Here is a 25,425-nt window from a genome sequence, read left to right as displayed (position 1 = left end):
GCCGGCCGATCCGGCCCTCAGGGTATCGGGTTCCCACATTCATCCGCACATGTGCGGATGAATGTGGGAGGTGTTCGGATAAAGTCGATAATCAAGGTAGTGCATTTAAAGTGAGAAAAGCCCTCAGAACACTTGCGCGGATGTGCGATGTCCCGTATCATAGACAGCCGTTGACGCCTCAGTTGCGTCACCACATGGCCGCCAGCGTAGCTCAGTTGGTAGAGCACCGCTCTCGTAAAGCGGGGGTCACCGGTTCGAGCCCGGTCGCTGGCTCCATTGCACAAGATAGCCGCCTTCGGGCGGCTTTTTTGTTGCCGATTTCGGGCGCGCATCCGCCAATCCAAGCACAACGCCGCCGGAAACTCCCCTACTCAACAAAAGCCCCGCCAACCGCAATCCCCAAAGGAACCGCGTTCAGCGGGGCCCAAGCGAGCTCCCCCAAGGGATAACGCTCGCAACACGAACAGCTCAGCCGAGCAGCGCGCTACTCCTCCCAGTAAGCATCTGCAAGCAGCTTAAAGCAAATCTTCTTGACCGGCTGCGCGCCATCGCCCGGGAACTCGAGCGTGGGCATGTGAGGCTCGCCGGCAACAAACAGCGCAAACTTGTCGTCAGCAAGATCGCCGGCGATCGAGGCGTCGGAATCGACCAGATCGTAGTCGTCCTTCTCGTCGAACTCCTGGACCAGCGTCAGGCTGCCCGTGGCAACCTTAAAGGCCTCGCGACCCTCGACGTCGATCTGCAGGTCGTGATAGCGCTGATGCGTCTCATAGTGAGCCTCGGCTTCGGGACGCGTCGTGGGAGCCATGACGTTCGCAAAGACCTTGTCGCCCAGAATCGGATGGCTGCCGACCTCGAGCTTCGCCGGATCGTTCTCCTCGAGCCAATCGATCAGCACGTCGAGGCCCTTGAGCATTCCACGGTACTCCTCGATATCGCCCAATGCACCGTAAATCATCTAAATCCCCTCTCGGATCGTTTCTTTGGCGGCTACTCGGCAAACGCATTACCGACGCTGTTGCCACCCACATGCGTCTCGACCAGGGTAAGGTCGGGATTGAACACGACAGTGTCGGCGTCGCGCCCCGGCATAATGCTACTGCACTTGTCGTCGGCTCCAACCACAAGCAAACAACCGATGCCGAGGCCGCTGCACAAGCTCCTACAGCTCGGTCACGACAACGCCGTTGTAAACCTCGTCCCAACGATCCATAACCAAGTGGCCAGTCATGGGATCCATGGCATTGAGCTTGCCGCAGGTGTTGGCGGTACGCAGGACCGTCTCGTCATCCGCGCCAGCAGCGATCGCATGTGCGAAGCCGGCAATGGTCGAATCGCCAGAGCCCGTGGCGTTAACGGCAGGGATATCGGGCGTCTTCGCGCGGAACGCACGGCCATTGTGGAAGCCCACGGAGCCGGCAGCGCCCATGGACACGACGACCCAGGGGATATCGGAGAAGCGGGCGTCAGAAGCGAGCGCGGCGCGGAGCTCGTCCACATCGTCGGTGGTAAAGCTCGTGCCCAGAAGGCCGTTGATCTCGGTCAGGTTAGGCTTGACCAGCTCGGGCTTAATTTCGGACTTAAGGGCGGCCTCGAGCGAAGCACCCGAGGTATCGAGCAGCACCTTGGCGCCGGCGTTCTCGGCAATGCCCGTGATCTTGGCGTAGTAGTCCGCCTCGACGCCGCGGGGCAGCGAACCCGAGATGGTAACGACATCGGCCTTACCCGCAAGCTCGGTAAACTTGGCGGTAAAGGCATCGAGCTCCTCGGGGGCAATCGTCGGGCCGCTCTCGAGCAGCTCGGTCTGGTTGCCAGCATGAAGGATGTTGAGGCAGATGCGGGTCTCGCCCTTGATGGGCACAAAATCATTCTTAATGCCATTGGCATCCATGAGCTCGGCCATATAGGCGCCCATATGACCACCAAGCAAGCCGGTTGCCACGACATCGTCGCCCAGCTGGCCCAGGACGCGGGCCACGTTGAGGCCCTTACCGCCGGCGGTCTTTTCGGGCGTCACGCGGTTGACGTCGTCGATCATGAGCTCATCGAGCTGATAGCGCGTATCGACAGACGGGTTCATCGTAACGGTGAGGATCATTTCTAGCTCCTTATCTCGCAGGCTCCTTATGCCTTGCAAAACGAATTGGCTACATGCGACTACAGAATCTCAATCGTGAACGAGCGAACGACGGTCTCCTTGGGCTTGGCGACAAGGCAGCCGCGCTTATGCTCAAGCACGTCGTCCTCATCGGAGCAGGTCGAAAGGCCGCCCCAGGGCTCAACCGCCACAAAATCGCCCTCGGGCTTGCTCCACACAATGAGATATGGGAAACCCTCAAAGCTTAGGCGAACGCCCTTGTCCTCACCCTTCTTGGAAAGCGTGACCTGACGACTCTCGAGCACGTCAAAGATGGTCTCCGCAAAATCGAAGAGCTCATGCGACAGAGGCAGCGTCTTTCCCACCATGGGGTTCTTGGAGCGGTTGGTCACGTCAATCAAGCCAGTCGAAGGGACGGCAGTGCAAAGCTCAGCAGCTTCGTCCTTCTCAAAGCGCAACTCGTAGTCCGTATAGGCCTCGCCCTCATCGAGCGGACACCTAAAGCCGGGATGACCGCCGATAAAGAACGGCATGTCCTCGGTTCCCTCGTTGGTGACCTCGTAGGAAACGCGCACGGCAGCGTCCTCGAGCGTATAGCGGGCGACAAGCTTAAACGGGTACGGATAATCGCTCAGCAGCGCGGCGTTATCCTCGGATGCCAGGCACATAGCCAGCTCGTTTGCGCTTTGGCTCAACAGCTTCCACTCCTGCTTGCGCGCAAAGCCGTGGCGAGCGAGCTTTACATGATGCCCGGCAAACGTCATGGCGTTGTTATCGCGCAAGCCTCCGCAAATCGGGAAGCAAATCGGTGCCTGGCCGGACCACACGGCGGGATCGCCCTGCCACAGATACTCGCGACCTCCGGCCTCGATCGAGGTAAACGAACCACCGGCCGTGGACACCTTAATAGAAATCGAATCGTTGGAGAGAGCGTATTCCATTGCCCATCCTTTCGAACAACTGCTTTTTGCTCGCAAGTACCCGTCTCGGCCCTAACCAAAGGACAAACCCGCACGTTCATCGATGCGTTCGGTATCCCAGCCATGTAACGGGGTACCATACAGACATTGATGCAATTACAGCTGAAAGGCCTTCTTATGCGAACTATCATCCTCTATGCCTCGCGCCATCACGGCAATACGAAAAAGCTCGTGGACGCCATCGTCGAGGCACACCCCGAGATCGATACCCTCGACGTCAAGGCGCTCGGTAAAAACGAGTACCCCGACCTGCACGAATATCATCTGATCGGTGTCGCCACGGGCATCTATTACTCCGAGATCGACAAGGACATGGCACGCGTGCTCACGAACGTGCTGCAGCCGCAGGACAAGGTGTTTGGCCTTATGACCTACGGTGGCAAAAACAAGTGGTACGGCAAGGATATCGATGGCATCTGCCGCATGAGGCAGGCCATCTTTATGGGTGTCTACGGCTGCCCCGGCTTTGATACGTGGGGGCCGTTCAAACTCGCCGGCGGTGTCCAAAAGGGACACCCGACCGCTGAGGAAATTAAGGGCGCCGTCGACTTTTTCGACAAGATCGAAGACGAATATGGCGATATCATCGTCGAAGAGTACGCCAAGCGCGAGAAGCGTCTAGCATACGAGAAGGAGCATCCTGCAGGAGGCCTGGTGGCCGGCGTCAAGCGCACGGCAAAGAAGATCGCTAACAAGCTGTAACTGTGAAGGTGCTTTTGAGCGTTTAACCCATACGGCGGGTCCGAGCAGATTCGGGCCCGCCGTCTTTTTCTATCGTTACTCGGTAAAGGCGTTGCCGACGCTCTGGCCGCCAACATACGTCTCGACGAGGGTAAGCTCATGGTCGAACACGACAAAGTCGGCGTCGCGACCCGGCATGATGCTGCCGCACTTATCCTCGATGTGCGCGGAGCGTGCCGGCACCTCGGTTGCCATGCGAATGGCGATATCGGCGCTGGCGATGCCCCAGTCAACGATGTTCTTGACGCCCTGGGCAAGCGTGAGCACCGAGCCGGCAATGCTCTTGCCGTCGGCGAGCCAGCACAGGTTGTCCTTCATGATGACGTCCATGCCACCACTGGTGTAGCTGCCCTCGGGCATGCCGCCGCAACCCAGGCAGTCAGTGATGAGCACCGTGTGTTGCCAGCCCTTTGCCTGCAGCAGCGCCTTGATGGCGGCAGGGTTAACGTGCTTGCCGTCACAGATGATCTCGGCGTAGGTCTCGGGCGTGGACATGGCAGCGCCCACGACACCGGGCTCACGGTGATGCAGCCCGCGCTGACCGTTATAGGTATGCGTAAAGCAGCTGGCACCGGCGTTGATGGCGGCGATGCACTCATCGTAGGTGGCGTCGGAGTGACCGATGCTGGTCACCACACCCTTGGCATTCAGAGCAGCCGCATAAGCAGCGGCACCGTCGCGCTCGGCCGCCATGGCGCTCTTAACGATGCGACCACCCGCAGCCTCCTGCCACTGATCGAAGACCTCCTCGGAGGGATCGATCAGGTAAGCGGGGTTCTGCGCACCCACGTGCTTCATGGTAAAGAAGGGGCCTTCCAGGTAGATACCCTGAATGCGAGCACCGCAGAAGTCGGGGCCGCGACGCTCGTCCGCCTGAGCGATGGCGGCGCAGGCGTCCTTGATCTGCTCGACGCCATCGGTGAACGTCGTGGGCAGCCAGCTGGTGGTGCCGCGACGGGCGAGCTCGGTCGAGCTGATATCGATGCCCTCGGGATCGTTATCGGTAGTTGAGTGGTTGTAGAAGCCATGGATGTGAGTATCGACCATACCCGGTGCGATCCACGATCCCGTGTAGTCCATAATCTCGCAAGAGGGCTCGTCGGCCTGCCAGGCGCCAAAGACGCCATCCTCGACCATAAGATAGCCGCCCAGTTGCGGGCCTGCTGGCAAGAAGAACTTGTCAGCCTTAATTGCGTACGTGCTCATATGCACTCCTTGCTTCTAAAGCAGTTGACTGTAGTGATGCTTATACCCAGCTCACGTAAAACAAAAAGCGCCCGCCCGCCGTTATGAGCGGACGGGCGCCCTTACAGGGGGACGCGATTAAGCGGTGAAGGGGTGAATCGTCACGCCCTTAACCACGCGGTTGACCGTGCCGGTGGGGCTCGGCGTATCGGGCGTGTTGCCCACGCGCACGGAGTTGAGCAGGCTGATAGCCTGGGCAAACATCACGAACGGCAGCGCAAGGTAGCCCTCGGGAAGCGCCTCGTAGCCCTTAAAGGTGAAGGACTCACCCTCATAGACGGTGGCACCTTCCTGCTGAACGGCGATGGTGTGCTGAGCGATATCGTCGCCACCGATCTCATTGAGGATGTCGATGTCGTACTGACGGGTGTAGGCGTCGTTGTTGACGAACACGAAGACGAGCGTCTTATCGTCGACGAAGGACTTAGGTCCGTGACGATAGCCCATGGAGGTGTCGTAAGAAGTAGCGACCAGACCGTGAGCAAGCTCGAGGATCTTGAGCTGGCTCTCCTGGGCAAGGCCACCGAAGGAGCCAGAACCCAAGTAGGTCACGCGGTTGAAGTCGCCAGCGAGGTAATCGGCGACCTCGGACTCGCGAGCGATAACCTCCTCGCCCATCTTGGCGATGGTCTCGACCCACTCGGCCTTCTGCTCGTCGGAGGCAGTGTCGAAAATTAGGGTGGAGAGCAGGGTCATGCAGGAATAAGAGCCGGTCATGGCGAAGCCCTTGTCGTTGGCGCGCGGAATGAGCAGCGTCAGCGCGTTAGGATCATCGGCAGACTCGACGGCGAGCTTGCCCTCGGGAGCGCAGGTGATGTTGAGGAACTTGACGTTGTGGACGAGCTCCTTGGCAACGGCAACGGCGGCAAGGCTCTCGGGGCTGTTGCCAGAGCGGGCAAAGGAAACCACGAGCGTGGGATCCTCGGCGCGCAGGAAGTCGCGCGGGGCGCTCACGATATCGGTCGTGGCGATGGGCTTAAAGTCGTAGAGATCAGTGTTGCCAGCGTGACGCAGGTACGGGGCGCAGGTATCGCCAACGTAGTCGGACGTACCGGCACCGGTGAAGACAACGGACAGACGGCCCTCGCCCATAGCGCGAGCCTCGGCCAGAAAGGCCTCGATGGCCTCCTTGTTCTCGCGATAGATGTTGAGCGTATCACGCCAAAGCTCGGGCTGCTGAGCAATCTCGGCCGTGGTGATCTGGGCGCCGAGCTCGGTGAGCTCCTCGACACTCTTCTCGAACATTTCTAATACCTCTCTCTAGAAGTAAACCTCTGACGTGCAATTATACACTTCGGTTGGTTATCTGGTAGTAACCAGTTAAATGCAAAGAATCATCATATGGAAACAATGCGAACACTAGTCGCTACGCTGGTGGTAAACCTTGTATTTAAACTGATCGGCACGAGCAACCGAGAGTGTATACTCCACAACCTCGTTTGACTCGTTATATGTAGTCCTGACCAAATCGAGCACAGGCGAGCCCTCGACAATTCCCAAAAGGTGGGCATCGGTGGGACGGGCTATGCTCGCATAGAACTCCTCTTCGGCCACGCGAATCTTTTGCTGAAAGTCCTGCTCAATCACATCGTAAAGCGGCTTACGCTCCAACAGCGGTCGCTTTAGGGACAGAAATTGACGAACCGGTAGATAGCTGCGTTCGACCATCATGGGCATATTGTCGGCAGAACGAAGGCGCTTGAGCTTAAAAATGCGATCACCGATGCGCAATCCCATATGCTCGGCCAGATTCTTATCGGCCTCCATCTCGCAAAACTCGAGAATCGTGGTCTCGGGTTCTCGACCCATCGCGCGCATCTGCTCGGTAAAGCTGTAGGACTGCATAAGATTGGTTGCTTTTGCCGAACGGTCGGTCACAAAGGTACCGCGACCGTGCTGCCGAACCACCAGTCCTAAACGCTCCAGTTCCTGCAGAGCCAGGCGTACCGTAGTGCGCGAGAGACCATAGCGCTCCGAAAGTTCGCGCTCGGAAGGAATCATGTCACCGGCGCGATATTCATGGTCAATCTTTTCGGTCAGAATATCGACCAGCTGATCGTACAGCGGTTGCTTACGCGCTCCGATCGCCATCCTATCCTCCCATTTTCTCAAACTCGGCTACCACCTTGGGTGTTTAGCATTATCTGTCTGCCACACCCGAATCAACAAGAAAACAAAAGCCGCGCGCTCTTTCGAGCACGCGGCTTTTAACATACACATGGCTTAAGGGGTCGGGGTGTGAGCCGCGTAGGGACACACCCCTCAAGCTAGAGCCTTACCAGATGCTCGGCCAGAGACCAAGCGGGCCAGCGCCCAGGATGCCAAGGACGAAGAGCAGGAGAATGCCCTTGGTCGGGGTCCAGCTGTGCTTAGCGAACATGTAGTAAAGCAGCAGCGTAAGCATAAGCGGGACGAGCTTCGGGACGATGGTGTTGAGGGTGTCGGCAACAGAGAAGTTGACCGGATCCTCGGTGACGGTGCCGTAGGTAACGGACTCCATGCCGTTGCCCAGATCGGTGACGCCGCACTCGACAGCGTTGCCGTCGGCATCGGAAGCGGTGAGGGCGTTGCCGTCCTCATCGGTCATGGCGATGGTACCGGCCTCAGCGGTCTCGGTATCAATACCCTCCATACCGGTGAAGTTCTCGGCCTCCTTCTCGGAGACGATCACGGTAGTAGCGGAGAGGCCACGGGTGGTGCCGTTGGGGATCTGGAGGTTGATCTGGGTGCCACCCATGGTGACGACCAGGCAACCGACGACGAAGACGCCCATGATGGAAGCGGCACGCGTGAAGGCCTGCATGTTGGCGGTCAGAGCGTCAATAGCGCTGGTGCCAAGCTTGTAGGACCAGTTCATGAGCCAGAAGCGCAGAGCGAACTGGACGACGTTGAAGATCACCAGGAAGATGATCGGTGCAGCGGCGTTGCCGTTGATGGCCATGTTGGAGGTGATGCCGGCCGTGATAGGCACAAGCGTCAGCCAGAACAGGGCGTCACCGATACCACCGAGCGGGCCCATTGCGGCGACGCGGACGGCGCGGATCGTGGGGATGTCAACCTTGTTCTGCTCGAGCGAAAGCACGATGCCCATAACAAAGGTGACAAGGAACGGGTGGGTGTTGAAGAACTCCAGGTTGTGGCTCATGGAAGCCGCGAGGTCGTTCTTGTTGGTGTGGATCTTCTCCAGACCGGGGATGATGGAGTAGAGCCAGCCAGCGGCCTGCATGCGCTCGTAGTTGAACGATGCCTGCAGGAAGCAGGAGCGCCAAGCCATCTTGTTGAGGGTCTTCTGGTCGAGCTGCGGAGCAGGAGTGAGATCCTCGTAGTGCTCCGGGATCACATACTCATTAGATGCCATCTTCGAAGTCACCTCCGTCAGAAACAGCTGCACCCTTCAGCTCGGTCTGCTGCTGGAAGTCCCAGAAAGCGATGCCGAAGCCGATGAGAGCGAGGATGAGCAGAGCAGGGGTTGCCAGCGAATCGTTGGCAACGGTGATGAGCGCGAGGCCAAAGCCCATGAGGAAGAAGCCCCACATATCGCGGTTCATCATAACCTTGAGCAGGACGGCGAAGCCGACGAAGCGCATCATGCCGCCTGCAGCGGACAGACCGGTCTGCAGCCAAGTCGGGATGGCGGAAGCGATGGTCTGACCAATGGTAGCGCCAGCGATGAAGAACAGGGTGACGACGACAGCGAAGATCAGGCCGAGCAGAGCCATGGCGAAGTAGTTCAGGCGCTCGATGCCCTTGGTGTCCGCGTTGTGAGCCATGTTATCGGCCGTGGACATAAGCGGGGACATAAGCGTGAAGACCAGGGTAACGCCAAGCTGGCCAAGCAGAGCGAACGGAATGGCGAGACCGACTGCCGCGTTGGGCTCGAGGCCCGTGGCGATAGCGAGAATGGCTGCCATGATGCCGCCGATGACGGCGTTAGGCGGCTGAGCGCCTCCGATCGGCATGTTGCCGATCGTCATGAGCTGATAGGTACCACCCACGAGAAGACCGGTGTTGAGGTCGCCAAGGATAAGACCGATGACGGCGCCGGTGACGATGGGCTGATAGAGAGACTCGAGGAAGTCAAACTGGTCGATTGCCGCGATGAACGTGACGACGAAGACCAGAGCGATCTGGATGATCGAGTATTCCATCTTGCTCCTCCTTTCAAAATGTATGTACGCACTTTGGATTTCACGTACAGAACGTCAGGGTTTCACTCCTGACAACGTGGATCACGAGGATTACGAGAAGAGCTTGCTCGTGTCCTCAACAGGCGTGCTCGGAACGCGCCTGATCTCCAACTCCACCCCCAATTCCTGCAGCTCTTTAAACGCAGCGACATCCTCGTCGTTAACTGCGACGGAGGTGGCGACTTGGCGCTTTCCTTCCGACATGTGCATGTTGCCGATGTTTACCTTCTTTATAGGCACACCGCCCTTGACGAGCGTAAGCACGTCTTCCGGTGTTTCGGCCACGATGAAGATCTTCTGGCGCGGGCTCGCCTTGCCAATGACGTCGATGGTCTTCTGCAGAGAGAAGAAACGCGTAGCGACGCCGGCGGGAGCGGCCATCTTCATGAGGTTCTGGCGCATGGTGTTGGACGCCACGTCGTCGTTGGCGACGAGGATGAGGTTGGAGCCCAGGGTGGAGTTCCACTGGGTGGCAACCTGACCATGAACCAGTCGGTTATCGATGCGGGTAAGAAGAATGTTGGGTTCTGCCATGTTGATCAGCTTCCTTTCGTTATTTGCTGACGACAGTTACTTGATCTCCTGAATCGCGTAACGCGAAACATCTACGACGGCTCCGGATCGGACTTTGATCTGGACCTTCTCGCCTTCGATGCCTTTGACGGTTCCGTAGATACCGCCGGCGAAAAGAACCTCTTGACCCGGCTTGAGCTCGGTGTGCAGCTCCTTGAAGTACTTCTGCTTCTTCTTCATGTTGATTTGCGACCAGATGGTGTAAATCAAGCCCATGATGACAAGCAGGCCTAAAAGGGCGACCGAGGAGCTCAGGACGTTGGCTCCGAAATCGGCCATTAGATGCCGTCCTCGTCGCCGAAGATATCCTCTTCGTCGGAGCCGGCAACGGATGCGACCGTCTGGGCGGTGATGCCCGTCTGGCCAACGGTCACGGCCTGCTCGCCAAGCTCGGCGAGCGTGGCGTTGCCGCGGAGGAACAGAAGCTCAATAACCATGGGAAGGTTGGTGCCGGTCAGAACCTCGACGTTGTCGACATCCTGGGCAATCATCATCGCCTGGTTGAACGGGGTGCCACCAAGCAGGTCGGTAAAGACGAGCACGCCATCGCACTCCTCGCGCATGGCGGTAATAGCGGCGCGGAGATCCTCACCGTAGGAAGCAGCCTGGTCGCCCTCAAAAGGAACGACGGTAAAAGCGGGCTGGTCGCCAGCAACCATAGCGATAGCGCTTGCGAGGCCGGGTGCGAACTGTCCATGACCGGTAAGAATAAAGCCAACCATTCAAATTTCCCTTCCGAAGGTGTGTACGATCTGAGTCCGATGATTTTCGGAAGCCAGCGGGCGCTCGCCCTTAAAGCTTCTTAGAAAGCGTACTTTGAAGACCAGTGGTTTCTAAACTGGTAGTAACCACGTGACGTGTTGTTGTCACTATATCACCCCAGAAGAGGTCGCTTTCGTTGATTCATACGGTAAAACGTTTTTGCACCGCTCACGGTGATAAATCGACCGTTTACCGGTCGTTAACACTTCTACCTGCGGTTTTGAAACCGTTCCGAAATGCTTTGGCAAAAGATCGGATCTTTTCCTGTGTCTAAACAACGCAGGGCGGCTAAAAATAGCGTGTAGAAAAATTGCAGGTCATTGTGAAGATATGTGAATTGGTCTTTTTGACTTAATACCAGTTAGAACCAGTTTTGAGATTATCGGTGAACGGTAGTTTTCGACCGTTCACCGGTTACTTGCAATCGTTTGCAGTCGTTTTCCCAGATGAATTAGGGAAACACAATGGAGCGCTTGCGCGATCAAGGGAAGTTTTGACATTTGTCCTCATCCCCCGCGCGCCAAACTCCGACACCCAAAATGAGCCATAGCTCTCGCTATTCGTCTCACAAACATTACTTACTCTAATCTGTAATTGTTTATCGTTTATCATTAAATATGATATAAGATACAAGTATCATCCAAGACATTGGTTGGAGGAGCTATGATCCGCTGGAACGTATCCAAATCGAATGAAGCCATCGACCGTGAACAGGCAATAGCCGATCTGAGGAAGCTCACTCGCATCTGCAAATGGGCCACAATCTGCACCACCGTGGCGCTCGCTCTGGGACTTCTCGCAGTCATTGCGATTGACCTTCTACTCGTATTGCCTAGCCTCTCCCAAGGGTCGTGTCTCCAATCCGTAGAACTTCAAGGCGGCGAAGGGCCGTGCCTGGCTATCGTCGGTACCGATGCGCAGACCCCACTTATGCTCGTCGCACACGATGGTCACACTGCCATAGGGAGCCTCTTGATGACATGCCTCGCGCTTACCATCGCGCTAAGCGTGCGCAGGCTTTTCTTAAACATTGAAAAGGAAGGCAGGCCCTTTGACCTTGAATGTAACCAGACACTTCGTCGAGTAGGACATTTATTCCTTATCGGCGGCGTTGCCGTGAGGCTTCTTGGTGCCGTAATCACGGGAATGATACTCTCAGGATTTGGCGGCAGCTTTACGGATGCGTTCGCCGGCCAGTTATTCGAGCCCTCCATGCTCTTTGCGGGCCTGATTATTTGCCTGATTGCCAGCATCTTCCGCTACGGGTATATCCTGCAAAAACAAGATGACGAGTTGCTCTAGGGGGAATCCATGATTATTCTGCGGCTTGACCGCATGCTCGCCGAACGCAAGATCTCATCCAAAGAGCTTGCGGGACGCGTGGGCATCTCCCAGGTCAATATGTCACGCATTAAGACGGGCAAGGTTTCTGCCATACGTTTTTCAACTCTTGACGCGATATGCCGGGCACTCGACTGCCAACCGGGCGATGTACTGGAATATATGCCTGACGATGAAGCCGATAACCTTTTTGGACTTAAAGATTGATAGGCATAATTTAGCCACCAGCGCCTAAACGCAAATAGCCCGCTAGAACGTTGTCCGTTCTAGCGGGCTTAATCAGGTGATCGGTCAACGCGCAGTAGTGCAGGCAAACCTTACGCAAACAGGCCGTAGATGCTGATGTTGGCCTTGGCGTAGAGGCCGTTAGCATACTCGGTCCACTTGGAGCTGGCGCTCGAAGCCTGCGAAGAGTACTGCTGGTAGGCGGTGTAATAGGCGGTCATGGCCTGCTTGTAGGTAGCGCTATCAGCCGTAAAGGCATCGTCAGCGAAGGCCTTAGCGTAGGTGCTATCGGCGTCCTTCCAGGTGCCCTTTTCGCTATCCCACTCGTCGCCGGCAAGTTTGATGATGTAATCGGCGTAGTCCTTGCTCGCGGTCTCCTCGTTGCCGTCAGCAGGCTCGGTCGGGGCGGTCGGCATGCTTGCGGAGCTGTCGCCGACCTTCTTCTTGTAGAGCTTCTGCAGCGTCGCGGACTGACGGACGATCTGCTTGGCCTGGTCCTTGGACACGCCATACTGCTTGGCCATGGTCTTGTAGTCCGAAGTGCCGATGGAATCCTCGGCGTACTTCTTCATCTCCTTAGAAGAGACGGTGATGCCCTCGTCCCCGGCAGCGTCGAGCAGGATCTTGTTGCGCACGTAGGACAGGATGACGTCGGCAGAGGGAGCGGTGTAGTTGCCATCGCCATCCTTGACGGTGTCGAGGCTGTACTGGCTCTCAATGGCCTCGCGCGCGGTGATGTCGCTCTTCTTGCCGTTGTAGCTGTAGCTTGCCACGGTCGAATCGAGCTGGTCCTCGGTGAGGGTCGCCGAGCCGACGCCCTTGCCGCCAAAACCACCGTTGCCGATAAAGAAGCCGACCACAGCAGCGATCACGACTGCAACCACGAAGGCGGCAATCATCGTCTTCTTGTGCTTGGATGCGCGGTCGTCTTCGTCGGAACCCAGGATATCGTCGTCCTCGTCCTGCTCCTCGGGCATGAGGTTCTCGTCGGCGGCGTCCGCGGCGATCTTTGCCTCCAGGCGAGCGTCCTCCTCCTCGGCCGTCGTACCGGCGGCAATATGTTCGGCAGACGTACCGGCGACCAGATCGATCTTCTCCTCCTCATCACCATCGGGGCCTTCGCCGCGCTCGATGATCTGGATGCCGTCGATCTCGTCCTTCTCGTCCTTCTTTTGAATCAGACCCATATCAGTTACTCCTTGTTAGGAAACATAGTCCGCAATAGAATACGCCCGACAAAGCGCCGGGCGTATTGATTCTTAGGTTATACGCAAACACTTAAGTACTATTTAGGCGTTTGCAGCGTGCATACCTTAGGCCAGGTGCGCGATAACGGCATCGGCAAAGGCCTGCGTACCCACGGCCCCCTCGACGGAGCCGGTCTGGGCACGACGCACGTCACCGGTAACCTGCTCACCCTCGTCGAGCGTGGTAGATACGGCGGCGCGAATGCGATTGGCAGCGTCGTTCTCGCCCAGGTGATCGAGCATCATCGCAGCAGAGAGGATCTCGGCTGTGGGGTTGGCGATATCCTGGCCAGCGATATCGGGTGCGGAGCCGTGCGTAGCCTCGAAGATGGCGCAGTCGGCACCGATGTTGGAGCCGGGGGCCATGCCTAAGCCGCCCACCAGGCCGGCGCACAGGTCGCTCACGATGTCGCCGTACAGGTTGGGCAGTACAAGGACATCGAAGTCGTTGGGGTTCTGGACCAGGCCCATGCAGGTGGCGTCGACGATCTTGTCGTTGAACTCGATATCGGGATACTTGGCGGCCACCTCGCGCGCCACGCGCAGGAACAGGCCGTCGGTCGCCTTCATGATGTTGGCCTTGTGCACGGCCGTCACCTTTTTGCGGCCGCAGCGGCGGGCATACTCAAAGGCATACTCCACAATGCGGCGGCTCTTGGCGATAGAGATCGGCTTGATCGAGATCGCGGAATCGGCGGCGAAGGTCTTTTGGCCCGAACGCTCGACAAGCTGCGAGAGCTCCTCGACCTCGGCAGTGCCCTCATCGAACTCGATGCCGGCGTAGAGGTCCTCGGTGTTCTCGCGCACGATGACTAGGTCGACGTCGCGGAAGCGCGAGCCGTCACCCGGCTGCGACAGGCAGGGTCGCACGCAGGCGTACAGGTCGAAATGCTTGCGCAGGGCCACGTTGACGCTGCGGAAACCCGTGCCGACCGGCGTGGTGATGGGGCCCTTGATGGCAACCTTGGTCTCGGCGACCGCATCGAGCACGTGCTGGGGCAGCGGCGTGCCAAACTCGTCCATGACGCCGGCGCCGGCCTCCTGGACGTTCCAGTTGATCTGGACACCGGTGGCCTCGACCACGCGGCGCATGGCCTGCGTAATCTCGGGACCGATACCGTCACCGGGAATCAGGACTACATCGTGCGCCATAATCTGTTACTCCTCGTCTTCGGCGTCGTCAGATTTTTTAACGCTAGCACGCTTCTTCTTTTTGGAGAGATCCAGGCCAAAACGTTTAACAAGCATTTCGCAAATCTCGCTCGAACGGGCCTTGAGATAGCTGCCCTTACCGTTCTCGGCATCGAACTTAAGGCGCAGCGCAAGCTTCTCGGCAACCTCGGCGTCGATCTCGCCCTGGCAAAACTCGTACAGGCAACCGAGCATGTCGCGATACTCAAGGTCGCCATGGTAGCACTGGATGGCCTCGTCCAGGATGGGCCAAGCCTCGCGCGAACGCTCGACGCTCGTGGCGCCCCACACGCACAGCAGGCGGAAGGCGGCATAGCGCAGCGTGGAGGAGATCTCGTCGAACAGCGCGGTCTCGGCGCCCTCAAAGGCATCGCCCAGCTGCTCGGGGCAGGTGGTGGCGAGCGCCGTCAGGGCATCGAGGGCCTCCCAGCGGGTCTGAGCCTCGGGGCGGTCGAGCGCCTCGATCAGCGCGGGCACGCAGGGCACGACGCGCTGCGGATCGCGCTCGGCAAGCAGGTGCAGCACGCGGGCGGCAAACTGGCGGATGCGGCGCGTGGGGCAGCCGAGTTCCTTGACCAGACGGTCGACGGCGTTCTCGTTCTCCTCTGCCAGCTGAAGCTGTGCCAGCTCCTCGTCGGTGAGCTGTTCGTCTTTGTTTTCTGCCATAGTTACCTCTTCTTACTATTTCTTAGCGTGCTTGCCAGCACCCTTGCTGTCATCGGTGACCGAGATGAGCTGTCGGTCGGCCGCGCCATTGCGACGCGCACGGCGGCGCTCCTCGGCGTCGCCCGCGTCGGCGGCGGCGCGATGGGCCTTGTTGACGTTAAAGACCTCGTCGTGCTTGCGCCACGGACCGACGGACTCGCCAAAGCTCATCTTAAGGCCGGCGATAAAGCCGCCGAGCCAGCCGATCGGCGCAAACTGCACCAGCGGGAACAGCGAGAACACCCAGGTCAGCAGGACGACTGCCGCCGCACCCGCAAAGTTGGCAATCCAGTAGTCGCGCTTGGTGATCACGCGCTTTTCGCACGCCCACTGGCCGCACAAAAAACCGATGTAGATCGCAAAGAGAAAGAGCGCCAGCGCAAGCACCACGAACGTCCAGCTCATGGGCGTTACTCCTCGTGATGGTGGCCGCAGCAGCACTCGTGGCCGTCGTCATGGCCGTGGCCGCCGCAGCACTCGTGGCCCTCGTCGTGGTGGTGGCCACAACCGCACTCGTGATCGTCGCCATGCTCGCCGCACCCGCAGCCTTCCTCGTGAGCACCATGCTCCTCGGGACGATACTGCGACCAGTCCAGACCGGCGGCGATGGCGTCGGCCTCCTCCTTATAGAGGACCGTGACGGCCTGGGTACCCAGCTTGGCACCACCGATGGCGTCGAGCATGTCGTAGAGCGTAAAGGCCACGTCGGCACCGGGCAGCGCAAGCTCGCGGTCGTCGGCATAGGCGAGCGCCAAGCGCAGGTCCTTGATGAAGTGCTCGACCATAAAGCCGGGCTTGTAATCGCCGTCGAGCGCCTTGGGCGCCAGGCTCTCCATAGCGCCGGACTTGCCGGTGCCACCCAGGATCATCTGACGGGTCTTCTCAAGATCAAGGCCGCTCAGCTCGGCAAAGGCCAGCGCATCGGCCATACCAACCATGCAGGCGCCCAGCGACACCTGGTTGGCAAGCTTGGCAGCCTGACCCTTGCCGGCGCCATCGAAGCAGCAGATGGTTGCCGCAAAGGTGGAAAGGATGTCGCGGACCGGCGCGATGTCGTTCTCGGTGGCGCCCACGATAGCCGTGAGCGTGCCGGCGATAGCTCCCGACTCGCCGCCGGTGACGGGGCAGTCAAACGCCATGCGGCCGGAGACCTGGGCGGCCTCGGCAATGTCGCGCGCCAGCTCGGGCGAGCTCGTGGTGAGGTCGATCAGGACCGCGCCGGGCTTAGTGCACGCGAGCAGGCCGTCGCCCGCCAGGTAGAGCTCCTCGACCTCGGAGGGATAGCCCACCATGGTAAAGACAACGTCGGCGTTCGCCGCGGCATCTGCCGGCGTATCAGCCCAGACGGCGCCGCGCTCAACGAGCGCTGCAGCCTTGGACTTGGTGCGGTTGTTGACCGTGACGGGATAGCCGGCATCCAGGATGTGACCGGCGATGGGGGCACCCATGATTCCGGTGCCGATAAATGCGACGGAGAGCTTGTTTGCCATGAAACCTTTCCTTTTGGGTTGGGTGTTGTTACCAGGTTGAATACTCAGTGCCAGCGTTTGGGCCGTGGCTTGAGGGCGCTTGCAACCGCAGCGCCCGCCTACTCGCCGCGCACGCGACGCGCGATGCGGTCGGAAAGCGAGGCTTTCTCGGCGCGATTCTTGCCCCAAAACGCGCAGGCCACCATGCCGGGGCCCACGTGCGAGCCAATGGTGGGACCCACGGAGCCGCGAATGATCGTGACGTCGGCGCAGCCTTCCTCCTTGCGGATGGCGGCTTCGAGCCAGTCGCCGTCCTTTTCGGCATCGGCCGTCATGATGGCGATGGGCATGGTGCGGTCGGGCACGTAGTTCTCGCGGAACGACTTGAGGATGGACTTGAGCGCCTTCTTGCGGCCGCGGTTGACGCCAATCAGCGACAGCGAGCCGGCAAGGTCGTAGGAGAGCTCGGGCTTGACATCGAGCTTTGCCGTGAGCTGCGCCGCCGCGGGCGGAATGCGGCCGCCGGCAGCCAGCGCGTCGAAGCTCTCGAGCGTAAAGTAGCCGTGGACGTAGGTCTTTGCCTCGTTTGCCCAGTCGACCAGCTGCTTGGCGGTGAGTCCCGCCGAGCGCTGGCGCACGGCCTCGAGCGCCAGGAGCGCGCCGGTCGCGCAGGGCAGAGCGTTGTCGACCACGTAGAGCTCAAAGTTGGGATACTCGGCGCGCACGGCATCTGCCGCCTGGCACGCGGAGTTGTAGCTCGACGACAGCGCCGAGGTAAAGCACAGGTAGACCGTGGGCGTACCCTCTTTGGCGCACTCGGTAAAAAACTCGATATAGCGACCGAGCGACACGGCGGAGGTAGACACGCGAGCGCCGGCGCGCATGCGGTCGTAGAACTCCTTGGGTGTGATGCTCGACCAGATGTCATCCGTGCGCTCCTCGCCATCGATAATGAAGGGGAAACCCAGGATATCGACATCGAGGTTCGCGGCGACCTCGGGGCTAAAGTCGCAGCAAGTATCGACGACGATGCGGCAACGGTCCGAATGACCGGCGGATGCGGCCTTGTCCATCAAAGCGACTCCTTACGTAAAAAGGCGGCCACCCGCATGGGATGGCCGCCAACCGTTAACTCATGCAAGTTAACGTATTTTACTCGTCAAGTGTTTCGATGCGGGGCTTGATGATGCCATATCCACCATTCTTACGGTGATACACCACATTGATGAGGCCAGTCGTCGCGTTCTCGAACACGTAGAAGTCGTGGCCGAGCAGATCGGTCTGCACCAGCGCCTGCTCCTCAGTCATCGGGGTGACATCAATGACCTTCTCACGGACGAGCAGGTCGTCCTCCTCCTCGGGCAGCAGCAGGTCGGCCAGATCCTCGACGCGCTCGACCGGTGCGACATCCGCTGCGCTGGCACCGCCCTGGCGGTTGTCCACGACCTTGGTCTTGAACTTGCGCAGCTGGCGGGTGACCTTATCGGCGGAGAGGTCGATGGCGGCGTACATATCTGCACCGTGCTCGGCAACGCGAATCACCGAACCGCGAGCGCGAACCGTAACCTCGACGATTGCCGGGTTGGGGTTCGAGGGGTTCTTCTCATAGCGAAGTACAACGTCGACCGTCATGGGCTCGATATCGAAAACCTTGAGCGCCTCGCCGATCTTCTCATCCACATGCGCACGCAGAGCATCGGTTACCGTCGTCTTGCGTCCAGAAACCTTGATATCCATACGTGGCTCCAATCTGCCTCGGGGACTTACTGTACTGGCTATGTACCCATTGCCGTGCATTTAATCACGCGGATTCCCAAAGACCCGAATAACGATTGCTTGATACCGCATACCGAAGTCTCGCACTTTTCTGTGGCAAAGTGCGCTATAGGAGGGAGCTGGCGGCTTTATATTTGGTCCCAAAAATTGGCTTTGACCTGCTGGTTTTATAGGGATGAAAAAGCCGGGCTCTCCTATTGGGGAAGTCCGGCAGTGCGTGTTGAAACCGTGAAGAGGTGTCCTTTCCAACGTATAGGAGACACCACCCCTAGCAATAACTAGCTATTGAGTTTGTTAATGTCGTCGTCGGTGATGGTGGCTTCCTGGCTGGACGATTTGTCCTCGGAGGATGCGGTCTCATTGTTGGAATCGGAGGACTCGCTGCCGGAGGACGTGGTCTCACTGGACTCAGAGTCGCCCGGCTGCACGTTAGCGCCCGAAACCGTCTTAGTGGTGAGGTCGTAGGGCATCGTGCCATACCAGACGCAGTGGACTGCCTCGAGCGTACCGTCGACCGTGATGCCGTCGAGGGCATCGCTCACGGCACGGCACAGTTTGTCATTGGACGAGAGGCCCGCAACACCAAGCGTCGAGGGCGCCTCGAGCGCACCGACATAGGAGATCTCGCTCATCAGGCGTGCAAGGTAGCCGCCGGCCGTGGAGTCGCAGATCACATAGTCGACCTCGCCGGACTCGAGCGCCTCAAAGCACTCGTTGATGTTGGAGTAGGTCTTTTGGTTGGCGGTAATGCTCTGCTTGGCAAGCGCCTCCTGCGAGGCCGAGGACATCTGGACACCCAGGGTAGACGTGTTAAGGGTATCGGTGGAAACGCTTAGCGACCCACCATCGCTAGTTTTACCGAACACGGAAGTGGCATCGTACAGGCAGGTGCCGAGCGAGCTAATGTCCCCGTCCGTGGAGTTAATCTCGCCGATAAAGATATCGGCCTTTTTGTCGCCGAGCGCGGAACCTGCCGAGGACGCGTCGACGAAGGCGACCTTAAGGCCCATGCGGCTTGCGAGGGCGCGGGCGGCGTCAACCGCATACCCCGTGAGCTCGCCGTCGGCGCCCTGCATGGCCTGCGGCGCATCGGAAGTATCGAGGGCGACCGTCAGGGTCCCGGGAGTGACCAGGGCATCGTCCGACACCGCCGGCGTGACGGTCTCGTACTCGATCTGGTCGATCGTGGGAGTCGTGAACGTAGACAGCGGGTTGAACGCGCATCCGCTCAGGCCCAAAACGGCAATGACCGCTGCGGTCCCAGCACCTAACCGAGCCGCGTGCATCAAGCTGCCCCTCACCATGTCCACTACCCTGCCTTCTGTGTCGTATACAATCCGTGCGTTGCGCGGAATATCAGGTTGTTCCCACCAGCTGACCTGGTATTTGACCCCACACTTGCGCACCGGGGTGTTTGCTCGGGAGGCCGCAGCCACCTTCACGACTGACCCGCTCGCCCGCGAGGCGGTATTGCCCCAAAGAAAGTAGAACGGACGGTGCGGCTTACATCTAGGACGCGCCATGATCGCGCCGCGCGCACGCGGTCGCTTACGTGGATCCCTTTGACCGCGTCTGTCTTGGACTAGGACGGGCATTTCGTCCGTCCGCAACCACAGCCTGGTAGGAACGAAGCGCATTATAGCTAAGTTCAAGCTAAAGTTTAAGGTTAGGGGCGTCATTCGCATCGCGAGTACAGATTTCGCAGGTCGGAGCGGGCTATTCGTGCCCCCATGAAGCCCGGAGCTCCCCCACGGGGAGCTCCGGGGCACCCGTCTCAGGGCGCCCTGTGCAAAAAACGGCAAATATGAGTACTGTCACCAATTTAGTAGCAGCGTATTACCGCCTCACGAGCCCTTTTTGAGTTCCGCACAGCCTGCTTGGCGCCAAGATATTCCACATTCGTTTACTATCTCTTCGCTGAATCCAGATTTTCGGCCCAAGTTTCTTTGTTTTTGCTGTCACTAATCTAGTAACAGTACTCATATTTGCCGTTTTTTGCACAGAGCATATAAACAGACCCCCTATAAAGCCATAGTTTTACGCTGGCTTGAGCCCAAAGCACGCTCGGAGCGTATTCAGCAGAGCATCTTGCCTCTTTCGACGAGCCTCTACGCGATTCTGATATCGCTTACCCATACGCTGGTGGATGCGCCATGCGAGCGCTTCCATCGCTTCCATGTCGCGGAGCATTTCGTTGTTGACCGTCGCGACCTCGATTCCCATAGTAATCAAGCCCGTGTTGCGTTTTTCATCATGGATACGTCCCCTCCGGGAGGAATGGCCCAGCTCACCGTTGTATTCCAGGTCAAACCGGGCTGCTTCCTGATACGCATCGCAAACTGCATGCGGCATCCCCGAGATTGCCTGCGCGCGGTCATCGAACTCAATCTTGTAGTCGGTCTTAAAGGGACCACAGGCAAATCCGCCATAGGAAAACGGAAGCGAAAACAGGGCGAGCATGATGCACTCCATGGGTGAGCGCAGGTTTTCCGAAAGATAGGGACACAGACGCTGCAGCTGTTTGGCCGCGTTCCCCTTGCATACCGCGAGGTAATCTGCCAGACGATCGGGCGTCAGCACCGGCTCAACCTCAAAGTAGCCCACGTCTGCTGGCTGGTCCTTGTCCTTTGCAAGTTTATTCGTAACGGGCGAGGTGTAGGGAGGCAGATACTTCCCGCGATCACTCAGCGAAATCTTAGAGCACAGCTCCTGGGCCAGGGCAAATGCCTGGATACAGCCGACCTCGCGGGCGACGACAACACAAAGGGCCTCGGGAGATAGACTGTACACCCCCGGTTCCACCTCTAGAATCGAGCCGGCGGGCAACCCGGAGCATACGGACCAGCCCACGCCAGGCATGCGGCGGCGCTGCGCCGCAGATCCCACCAGCAAGCAAAGATCTTCTTGCACCTCGCCGCTTGCGGCCCCAATCCGCACCAAGTCGGGAAGATAGATGTCCTCGGTCGAGGGCGACGACGTGCGCAGCACACGGCGCTCTTCATCGGGATCGAGGTCCTTCCAGCTTATGTAGCCCATCTGCCGGCGTTCGGCGCGCATCATGCGTAGCGCCGAGGCGCCCGTTAGGATTACGGAAGCCGCTAGCTGTTCGTCTGTCGGCTCGTTGCGCCGCTCAATCTTCACTGCCACAAAACCACCCCTACCAAACGCGTGCGATAGCGAGGCCATCGACCGCTACGGCGCCGGCGCGCTTGAGTTCCGCCGAAGCCGCTGCCATCGTCGCGCCCGTGGTGATAACGTCATCGATAAGCAGCAAGCGGCGGCCGTGCACGTCCTCAACCGTCTCGTACATGCCTTGGGCACGCTCGCGGCGCTCCTCACGACCGAGTTCGCGCTGGTCGCCATGCCCGTACTTGACGAGAGCATCGAGCAGGGGAACACCCGACAGCTCGCAAAATGGGCGCGCAATAGCCTCCATATGATCAAAACCACGCCGCCGAAACGCTGCCGCCGTCGCAGGCACAAACACCACCGCATCCGCACCGGACAGCACACCTCCATAGCGATCGGGCGCTACGACCTGGGCATGCAGGGCGGTGTCGTAGAGCAGCTCCGCCAGATACGGAGCCAGACGTCGCTCGCCCGCATCCTTGTACGCTTTAATGATGCGCGGCAGCGGATGCGCATAGACGGCGCACGCCAGGCAGCGGTCGAGCGCCTCCGCCATTGCCGAGGACGTGCCCTCGACCGAACACTCAGTGCACAGCAAATCCCCAAACGGGGCGCCGCATCGGGTACAGCTATGACGTGGGTCGATGAGCGTGAGCGCGGCCAGGCAGTCTTGGCAAATAAGCGCACCGGCGCGCTCGCAGCCGGCACATCGTGTTGGCGACAATGCCTCAAGCGCCTCGCGTGCCGCCCACTCGGCAAACGGTAGCAATTCGTCCGCAAACGGTAGGGCACCGGCACCCTGCAGACGGCTCAATATGTTCAGATGGCTCTTCAAGACACAACCCTCCCTACGTTCGGTCGCAGGGAGGGTTGTTGATTCGGCGCTATGATACCCCGATGCGCTCGGGGCAAGGCGGGCTAAATCCGCTCGCGGGCGTTATTCGCCGGCGGGCGGTTGTGGTGCGGACGAAGACGGGGTCGAACCCTCGCCACCATCCTGGCGCGGCTTGCGGGAACGGCGACGGCGACGGCGCTTTTGGCCCTGGTCGGCCGAGCCCTCGCCACCGCGATCCTCGCGCGGCTCGCGCTCATCGCGAGCGGCGCCACGCGAAGCCTTGGCAGCCGCTCCCCCGCCATCTCCGGGACGACGGCGCGTGACCTTGACCTCGCCCTCCGAGACCTGATCGGCCACGGAGGGCACCGAGGGCTTCTGCTGCGCGCCCGAGGAATGGCGACGGCGCGGACGCGGCGCGCGCTCGTCATCGTTGCGTTGCTTGCCACCCTTGTCGGCAGGCGTATCGGAACCCGAACCACCCTTGGAAGCGGCACCAGCCTCGCGAGCAGCTGCGGCGCGGAAGGCGTCCTCGCGCTCCTCGCTCGACAGATGACGGCGGCGGCGACGTGTGGGGTTCATGCCACCGCCGCGGTTCTGCTGCTGGGGCTGCTGGACCTCGCGCTCGCGAGAGGCGTTCTTGCCCGCGGCTGCAGCCTCGGTAGCATCGCCCGAGCCCGCGCGCTTGCGGCGACGACGGGCACCGGCGGCCTCCTCGGACTCGGGTGCCTCGGCCTTGCCGCGGCCCTTTCCGCGGCCACGGCCCTCGCCCTGACCCTGACCGGCGCGAGCATCGGATTCGGCATCGCGACGACGGCGCTTGGGCATCGACGTGCCGGCCAGACGGTCGGCACTCGACAGGCCATCGCCCACGTCGACGCCGTTCTCGCGATCGAGCTCCATGAGCGCCAGGCGCATCTCGGGCGACTCGATGCGCTCGAGCACGTCGCGCGTCACGCAGTCGGGGCGGCAGTTGCAGCCCTGCTCGGCAGCCTTCTTTTTGCAGCCCTCCGAGCACGTCATATCGGCTAGGTTGACCTTAAAGACTTTGCCGTTCTCCAGGCGCAGCACCAGCTGCTCACGCGGCGTGTCATACTCCTGGATACGCGCCTTGCCAAGCGGCGTATCGATGAGCGTCTTCTTTTTGGGCGCACGGCTCTTAAAGTCCTTGTACGCCTCGAACTCGTAGCGCAGGCAGCACATCAGGCGGCCGCACACGCCGCTGATCTTGGACGAGTTGAGCGGCAGGTCCTGCTCTTTTGCCATGCGGATCGAGACGGGCTCAAACTGTCCGCCAAAGCGCGTGCAGCAGAGCTCCTGTCCGCACTGGGCATAGCCGCCCACCAGGCGGGTCTCGTCACGCACGCCGATCTGGCGCATATCAACGCGAATGTGCAGCGTCGAGGACAGGTCCTTGACGAGCTGGCGAAAATCGACGCGCTCATCGGCCGCAAAGTAGAACACGGCCTTCTCGCCGCCAAACAGGTACTCGACGCCCACCGGCTTCATCTCGAGGTCGAGCTCCTTGACCAGGCGGCGGAAGTCGACCATGGCCTCGTCGCCCTGGATGGCCAGGTCGTCAGCAAGCTGCAGGTCGATGTCGCTCGCCACGCGCAGCACGGGCTTGAGCGGCTGACCGATCTCGTCTTGCGGCACCTCAAAGGGATCGGCCGTGACCAGGCCGATCTCGGTTCCGCGCTCGGTGGAGCAAATGGCATAATCGGCCTCGAGGATATCCAGATCCTGCGGATCGAACCACAGGTCGCGCGAGGCGTAGGTAAACTTAACGGGTACGACTAACGGCATTTCAGTGCCTTCCTGATATCGAACAGCATGACCTCGATGGCCAGCTGGGGAGTAACGTTTCTGGCGATGTTGCGCTCGGCGGTTGCGACCGCCTCGAGCGCCCGCGTGGCACCCGCAACATTCGTCGCGGCGGCAAGCCGCCCGATCGTGTCGCGCACGTCCTCGTTCACAACGTCTGCCGCCTCGTCCCGAAGCGTCAGAAGCACGTCGCGCATGAGCGTCCGCGCGCTCGCCAGCGCTTCCATAATACCCGAACGCTCGCGCGCGTTGAGTTCGCGCTTGTTGCGGTCCTCAAGCTGCTTCAATGCTCCACGCGACAGGTAGTCGGCGTTTTGCTCGAGCACCTTTTCCTGCGTGGACTTGACCTCGGCGAGCGGCGCCTTAACGGCGACGATGAGTGACTTGGCGCGGCTGAGCACGTCGGCCTCGTCGGCGGCGATAAGCGAATCGATGGCGCGAACCATCTGACGGCGGGCGTCCTGGCGCTCGGCGCTCTTGAGGAACTCGATGCCACGCGTGGGGCTTCCCGCCACGGCGACGGCCATGCGGCAACGCGCAGGGTCCTGACCGGTGGCGCGGCTCACGGCCTGCGCGGCGACGGCGGGCGATACCAGCCGAAACGGCACGCACTGGCAACGACTCACGATAGTGGGCAGCATCACGTCGGCCGAGGTACCCAACAGGATGAACATGACGCCCTCGGGCGGCTCCTCGAGCGTTTTGAGCAGCGCGTTGGCGGTGTTGGCGCGCAGCTGCTCGGCACGGTCGATGATATAAACCTTTGCCTTGGCGCGGATGGGCGCCAGGGGCACGTCGTCGAGCAGCTCGCGGGTCTGCGCGATGAGGTAGCCCGTAGCACTTTCGGGCGTGTAATAGTGCACGTCGGGATGCGTATGGCGGGCGACGCGCACGCAGCTGTCGCACGAGCCACAGCCGTCCCGCTCGCACAGGAATGCCTGGGCAAGCGCCCATGCGGCGTCAAGCTTACCGGCGCCGGGCGCGCCCAAGAACAGGTAGGCGTGCGATGCGCGGCCGCTTGCGATGGCGTTGGTCAAAAAGTCGCGCACGCGCTGTTGGGTGTCGAGCTTGGCCAGCAGACTTGCCTGAGCGGGGGCCAT

The 25,425-nt window shown here is 60.0% G+C and carries 26 protein-coding genes and 1 tRNA gene; 4 read left to right on the top strand and 23 right to left on the bottom strand.

Annotation, left to right across the window (positions count from 1 at the left end; all coding sequences use genetic code 11):
• The first annotated feature begins 200 nt into the window (after positions 1 to 200).
• Positions 201 to 276: transfer RNA gene (locus GPK39_RS08325), tRNA-Thr, on the top strand.
• A gap of 208 nt (positions 277 to 484) precedes the next feature.
• Here the strand turns inward: GPK39_RS08325 and GPK39_RS08320 are convergent.
• From GPK39_RS08320 to GPK39_RS08310, 3 genes are all read right to left on the bottom strand, one after another.
• Positions 485 to 958 (bottom strand): NanQ anomerase/TabA/YiaL family protein, encoded by a 474-nt coding sequence (locus GPK39_RS08320; RefSeq protein WP_117629886.1) that lies wholly within the window; start codon positions 956 to 958, stop codon positions 485 to 487.
• Positions 959 to 1,162: 204 nt separating this feature from the next.
• Complete coding sequence (locus tag GPK39_RS08315; RefSeq protein WP_215674981.1) at positions 1,163 to 2,098, bottom strand: hexose kinase; 936 nt, start codon at positions 2,096 to 2,098, stop codon at positions 1,163 to 1,165.
• A 59-nt stretch (positions 2,099 to 2,157) separates the two neighbouring features.
• Complete coding sequence (locus GPK39_RS08310) at positions 2,158 to 3,039, bottom strand: aldose 1-epimerase family protein (RefSeq protein WP_215674979.1); 882 nt, start codon at positions 3,037 to 3,039, stop codon at positions 2,158 to 2,160.
• Positions 3,040 to 3,195: 156 nt separating this feature from the next.
• On the opposite strand from GPK39_RS08310, the gene GPK39_RS08305 reads away from it, so the two are divergent.
• A complete protein-coding gene (locus GPK39_RS08305; protein ID WP_055310431.1) occupies positions 3,196 to 3,780 on the top strand; it encodes a flavodoxin domain-containing protein in 585 nt (194 codons plus the stop codon).
• 75 nt (positions 3,781 to 3,855) lie between these two features.
• On the opposite strand, the gene nagA is transcribed toward GPK39_RS08305, so the two are convergent.
• The 8 genes from nagA to GPK39_RS08265 form a co-directional block, all read right to left on the bottom strand.
• Positions 3,856 to 5,025, bottom strand: coding sequence for an N-acetylglucosamine-6-phosphate deacetylase (nagA, locus tag GPK39_RS08300; RefSeq protein ID WP_215674977.1), 1,170 nt, complete (start codon positions 5,023 to 5,025; stop codon positions 3,856 to 3,858).
• 117 nt (positions 5,026 to 5,142) lie between these two features.
• The gene (locus GPK39_RS08295) at positions 5,143 to 6,309 is read right to left on the bottom strand and encodes an AgaS family sugar isomerase (RefSeq protein ID WP_215674975.1); all 1,167 of its coding nucleotides are present in this window, start codon (positions 6,307 to 6,309) and stop codon (positions 5,143 to 5,145) included.
• A 114-nt stretch (positions 6,310 to 6,423) separates the two neighbouring features.
• Positions 6,424 to 7,155 carry a GntR family transcriptional regulator gene (locus tag GPK39_RS08290; RefSeq protein WP_215674973.1) on the bottom strand — a complete coding sequence of 244 codons (732 nt, stop codon included), beginning with the start codon at positions 7,153 to 7,155 and terminating at the stop codon, positions 6,424 to 6,426.
• A gap of 184 nt (positions 7,156 to 7,339) precedes the next feature.
• On the bottom strand, positions 7,340 to 8,422 hold the full coding sequence (locus tag GPK39_RS08285) for a PTS system mannose/fructose/sorbose family transporter subunit IID (RefSeq protein ID WP_022094609.1): 1,083 nt from the start codon (positions 8,420 to 8,422) through the stop codon (positions 7,340 to 7,342).
• Entirely contained in the window at positions 8,412 to 9,212 is an 801-nt protein-coding gene (locus tag GPK39_RS08280) for a PTS mannose/fructose/sorbose/N-acetylgalactosamine transporter subunit IIC (protein WP_022094610.1), read from the bottom strand. Before GPK39_RS08280 ends, GPK39_RS08285 begins: the two co-directional genes overlap by 11 nt.
• Before the next feature lie 90 nt (positions 9,213 to 9,302).
• Entirely contained in the window at positions 9,303 to 9,785 is a 483-nt protein-coding gene (gene agaV, locus GPK39_RS08275; protein WP_022094611.1) for a PTS N-acetylgalactosamine transporter subunit IIB, read from the bottom strand.
• A 36-nt stretch (positions 9,786 to 9,821) separates the two neighbouring features.
• On the bottom strand, positions 9,822 to 10,103 hold the full coding sequence (gene yajC / locus GPK39_RS08270) for a preprotein translocase subunit YajC (protein ID WP_022094612.1): 282 nt from the start codon (positions 10,101 to 10,103) through the stop codon (positions 9,822 to 9,824).
• Positions 10,103 to 10,546 (bottom strand): PTS sugar transporter subunit IIA, encoded by a 444-nt coding sequence (locus tag GPK39_RS08265; RefSeq protein WP_022094613.1) that lies wholly within the window; start codon positions 10,544 to 10,546, stop codon positions 10,103 to 10,105. Before GPK39_RS08265 ends, yajC begins: the two co-directional genes overlap by 1 nt.
• A 703-nt stretch (positions 10,547 to 11,249) precedes the next feature.
• Between GPK39_RS08265 and GPK39_RS08260 the strand changes: the two genes are divergently transcribed.
• Together GPK39_RS08260 and GPK39_RS08255 are read left to right on the top strand one after the other, a co-directional pair.
• Entirely contained in the window at positions 11,250 to 11,888 is a 639-nt protein-coding gene (locus GPK39_RS08260; protein ID WP_215674971.1) for a DUF2975 domain-containing protein, read from the top strand.
• Positions 11,889 to 11,897: 9 nt separating this feature from the next.
• Complete coding sequence (locus GPK39_RS08255; RefSeq protein ID WP_215674969.1) at positions 11,898 to 12,134, top strand: helix-turn-helix domain-containing protein; 237 nt, start codon at positions 11,898 to 11,900, stop codon at positions 12,132 to 12,134.
• A gap of 110 nt (positions 12,135 to 12,244) precedes the next feature.
• On the opposite strand, the gene GPK39_RS08250 is transcribed toward GPK39_RS08255, so the two are convergent.
• From GPK39_RS08250 to GPK39_RS08195, 12 genes are all read right to left on the bottom strand, one after another.
• Positions 12,245 to 13,339 carry a hypothetical protein gene (locus GPK39_RS08250; RefSeq protein WP_215674967.1) on the bottom strand — a complete coding sequence of 365 codons (1,095 nt, stop codon included), beginning with the start codon at positions 13,337 to 13,339 and terminating at the stop codon, positions 12,245 to 12,247.
• A 126-nt stretch (positions 13,340 to 13,465) separates the two neighbouring features.
• A complete protein-coding gene (locus tag GPK39_RS08245; protein ID WP_215674965.1) occupies positions 13,466 to 14,551 on the bottom strand; it encodes an isocitrate/isopropylmalate dehydrogenase family protein in 1,086 nt (361 codons plus the stop codon).
• A 6-nt stretch (positions 14,552 to 14,557) separates the two neighbouring features.
• Complete coding sequence (locus GPK39_RS08240; protein ID WP_117820896.1) at positions 14,558 to 15,256, bottom strand: HEAT repeat domain-containing protein; 699 nt, start codon at positions 15,254 to 15,256, stop codon at positions 14,558 to 14,560.
• Between the two features lie 15 nt (positions 15,257 to 15,271).
• On the bottom strand, positions 15,272 to 15,700 hold the full coding sequence (locus GPK39_RS08235) for a hypothetical protein (RefSeq protein ID WP_117716283.1): 429 nt from the start codon (positions 15,698 to 15,700) through the stop codon (positions 15,272 to 15,274).
• 5 nt (positions 15,701 to 15,705) lie between these two features.
• A complete protein-coding gene (locus tag GPK39_RS08230; RefSeq protein ID WP_215674963.1) occupies positions 15,706 to 16,785 on the bottom strand; it encodes an NAD(P)-dependent oxidoreductase in 1,080 nt (359 codons plus the stop codon).
• A gap of 98 nt (positions 16,786 to 16,883) precedes the next feature.
• Complete coding sequence (locus GPK39_RS08225; RefSeq protein WP_215674961.1) at positions 16,884 to 17,837, bottom strand: DegV family protein; 954 nt, start codon at positions 17,835 to 17,837, stop codon at positions 16,884 to 16,886.
• Between the two features lie 79 nt (positions 17,838 to 17,916).
• Positions 17,917 to 18,501: a ribosome hibernation-promoting factor, HPF/YfiA family gene (gene hpf, locus GPK39_RS08220; protein WP_035137685.1), complete on the bottom strand. Its 585-nt coding sequence runs from the start codon at positions 18,499 to 18,501 to the stop codon at positions 17,917 to 17,919.
• A 317-nt stretch (positions 18,502 to 18,818) separates the two neighbouring features.
• A complete protein-coding gene (locus GPK39_RS08215; protein WP_252204827.1) occupies positions 18,819 to 19,844 on the bottom strand; it encodes a substrate-binding periplasmic protein in 1,026 nt (341 codons plus the stop codon).
• 733 nt (positions 19,845 to 20,577) lie between these two features.
• On the bottom strand, positions 20,578 to 21,687 hold the full coding sequence (locus GPK39_RS08210) for a hypothetical protein (RefSeq protein ID WP_215674957.1): 1,110 nt from the start codon (positions 21,685 to 21,687) through the stop codon (positions 20,578 to 20,580).
• A 10-nt stretch (positions 21,688 to 21,697) separates the two neighbouring features.
• Positions 21,698 to 22,504, bottom strand: a complete 807-nt coding sequence (locus GPK39_RS08205) for a ComF family protein (protein ID WP_229026465.1) — start codon at positions 22,502 to 22,504, stop codon at positions 21,698 to 21,700.
• Between the two features lie 102 nt (positions 22,505 to 22,606).
• Positions 22,607 to 24,307, bottom strand: coding sequence for a PSP1 domain-containing protein (locus GPK39_RS08200; protein ID WP_215674955.1), 1,701 nt, complete (start codon positions 24,305 to 24,307; stop codon positions 22,607 to 22,609).
• A complete protein-coding gene (locus tag GPK39_RS08195; RefSeq protein WP_215674953.1) occupies positions 24,298 to 25,425 on the bottom strand; it encodes a DNA polymerase III subunit in 1,128 nt (375 codons plus the stop codon). The genes GPK39_RS08200 and GPK39_RS08195 overlap by 10 nt, the downstream gene beginning before the upstream one ends.

The organism is Collinsella aerofaciens (assembly GCF_018785245.1).
Taxonomy (GTDB): domain Bacteria; phylum Actinomycetota; class Coriobacteriia; order Coriobacteriales; family Coriobacteriaceae; genus Collinsella; species Collinsella aerofaciens_AD.
The sequence above is the reverse complement of the archived record's forward strand: the minus strand, read 5'-3'. Positions and strand labels throughout refer to the sequence as shown.

Bases quoted from the DNA above. Each gene is read 5' to 3' on its own strand.
- GPK39_RS08320 (WP_117629886.1), bottom strand. From the start codon at position 958: ATGATTTACGGTGCATTGGGCGATATCGAGGAGTACCGTGGAATGCTC.
- GPK39_RS08315 (WP_215674981.1), bottom strand. From the start codon at position 2,098: ATGATCCTCACCGTTACGATGAACCCGTCTGTCGATACGCGCTATCAG.
- GPK39_RS08310 (WP_215674979.1), bottom strand. From the start codon at position 3,039: ATGGAATACGCTCTCTCCAACGATTCGATTTCTATTAAGGTGTCCACG.
- GPK39_RS08305 (WP_055310431.1), top strand. From the start codon at position 3,196: ATGCGAACTATCATCCTCTATGCCTCGCGCCATCACGGCAATACGAAA.
- nagA (WP_215674977.1), bottom strand. From the start codon at position 5,025: ATGAGCACGTACGCAATTAAGGCTGACAAGTTCTTCTTGCCAGCAGGC.
- GPK39_RS08295 (WP_215674975.1), bottom strand. From the start codon at position 6,309: ATGTTCGAGAAGAGTGTCGAGGAGCTCACCGAGCTCGGCGCCCAGATC.
- GPK39_RS08290 (WP_215674973.1), bottom strand. From the start codon at position 7,155: ATGGCGATCGGAGCGCGTAAGCAACCGCTGTACGATCAGCTGGTCGAT.
- GPK39_RS08285 (WP_022094609.1), bottom strand. From the start codon at position 8,422: ATGGCATCTAATGAGTATGTGATCCCGGAGCACTACGAGGATCTCACT.
- GPK39_RS08280 (WP_022094610.1), bottom strand. From the start codon at position 9,212: ATGGAATACTCGATCATCCAGATCGCTCTGGTCTTCGTCGTCACGTTC.
- agaV (WP_022094611.1), bottom strand. From the start codon at position 9,785: ATGGCAGAACCCAACATTCTTCTTACCCGCATCGATAACCGACTGGTT.
- yajC (WP_022094612.1), bottom strand. From the start codon at position 10,103: ATGGCCGATTTCGGAGCCAACGTCCTGAGCTCCTCGGTCGCCCTTTTA.
- GPK39_RS08265 (WP_022094613.1), bottom strand. From the start codon at position 10,546: ATGGTTGGCTTTATTCTTACCGGTCATGGACAGTTCGCACCCGGCCTC.
- GPK39_RS08260 (WP_215674971.1), top strand. From the start codon at position 11,250: ATGATCCGCTGGAACGTATCCAAATCGAATGAAGCCATCGACCGTGAA.
- GPK39_RS08255 (WP_215674969.1), top strand. From the start codon at position 11,898: ATGATTATTCTGCGGCTTGACCGCATGCTCGCCGAACGCAAGATCTCA.
- GPK39_RS08250 (WP_215674967.1), bottom strand. From the start codon at position 13,339: ATGGGTCTGATTCAAAAGAAGGACGAGAAGGACGAGATCGACGGCATC.
- GPK39_RS08245 (WP_215674965.1), bottom strand. From the start codon at position 14,551: ATGGCGCACGATGTAGTCCTGATTCCCGGTGACGGTATCGGTCCCGAG.
- GPK39_RS08240 (WP_117820896.1), bottom strand. From the start codon at position 15,256: ATGGCAGAAAACAAAGACGAACAGCTCACCGACGAGGAGCTGGCACAG.
- GPK39_RS08235 (WP_117716283.1), bottom strand. From the start codon at position 15,700: ATGAGCTGGACGTTCGTGGTGCTTGCGCTGGCGCTCTTTCTCTTTGCG.
- GPK39_RS08230 (WP_215674963.1), bottom strand. From the start codon at position 16,785: ATGGCAAACAAGCTCTCCGTCGCATTTATCGGCACCGGAATCATGGGT.
- GPK39_RS08225 (WP_215674961.1), bottom strand. From the start codon at position 17,837: ATGGACAAGGCCGCATCCGCCGGTCATTCGGACCGTTGCCGCATCGTC.
- hpf (WP_035137685.1), bottom strand. From the start codon at position 18,501: ATGGATATCAAGGTTTCTGGACGCAAGACGACGGTAACCGATGCTCTG.
- GPK39_RS08215 (WP_252204827.1), bottom strand. From the start codon at position 19,844: ATGGTGAGGGGCAGCTTGATGCACGCGGCTCGGTTAGGTGCTGGGACC.
- GPK39_RS08200 (WP_215674955.1), bottom strand. From the start codon at position 24,307: ATGCCGTTAGTCGTACCCGTTAAGTTTACCTACGCCTCGCGCGACCTG.
- GPK39_RS08195 (WP_215674953.1), bottom strand. From the start codon at position 25,425: ATGGCCCCCGCTCAGGCAAGTCTGCTGGCCAAGCTCGACACCCAACAG.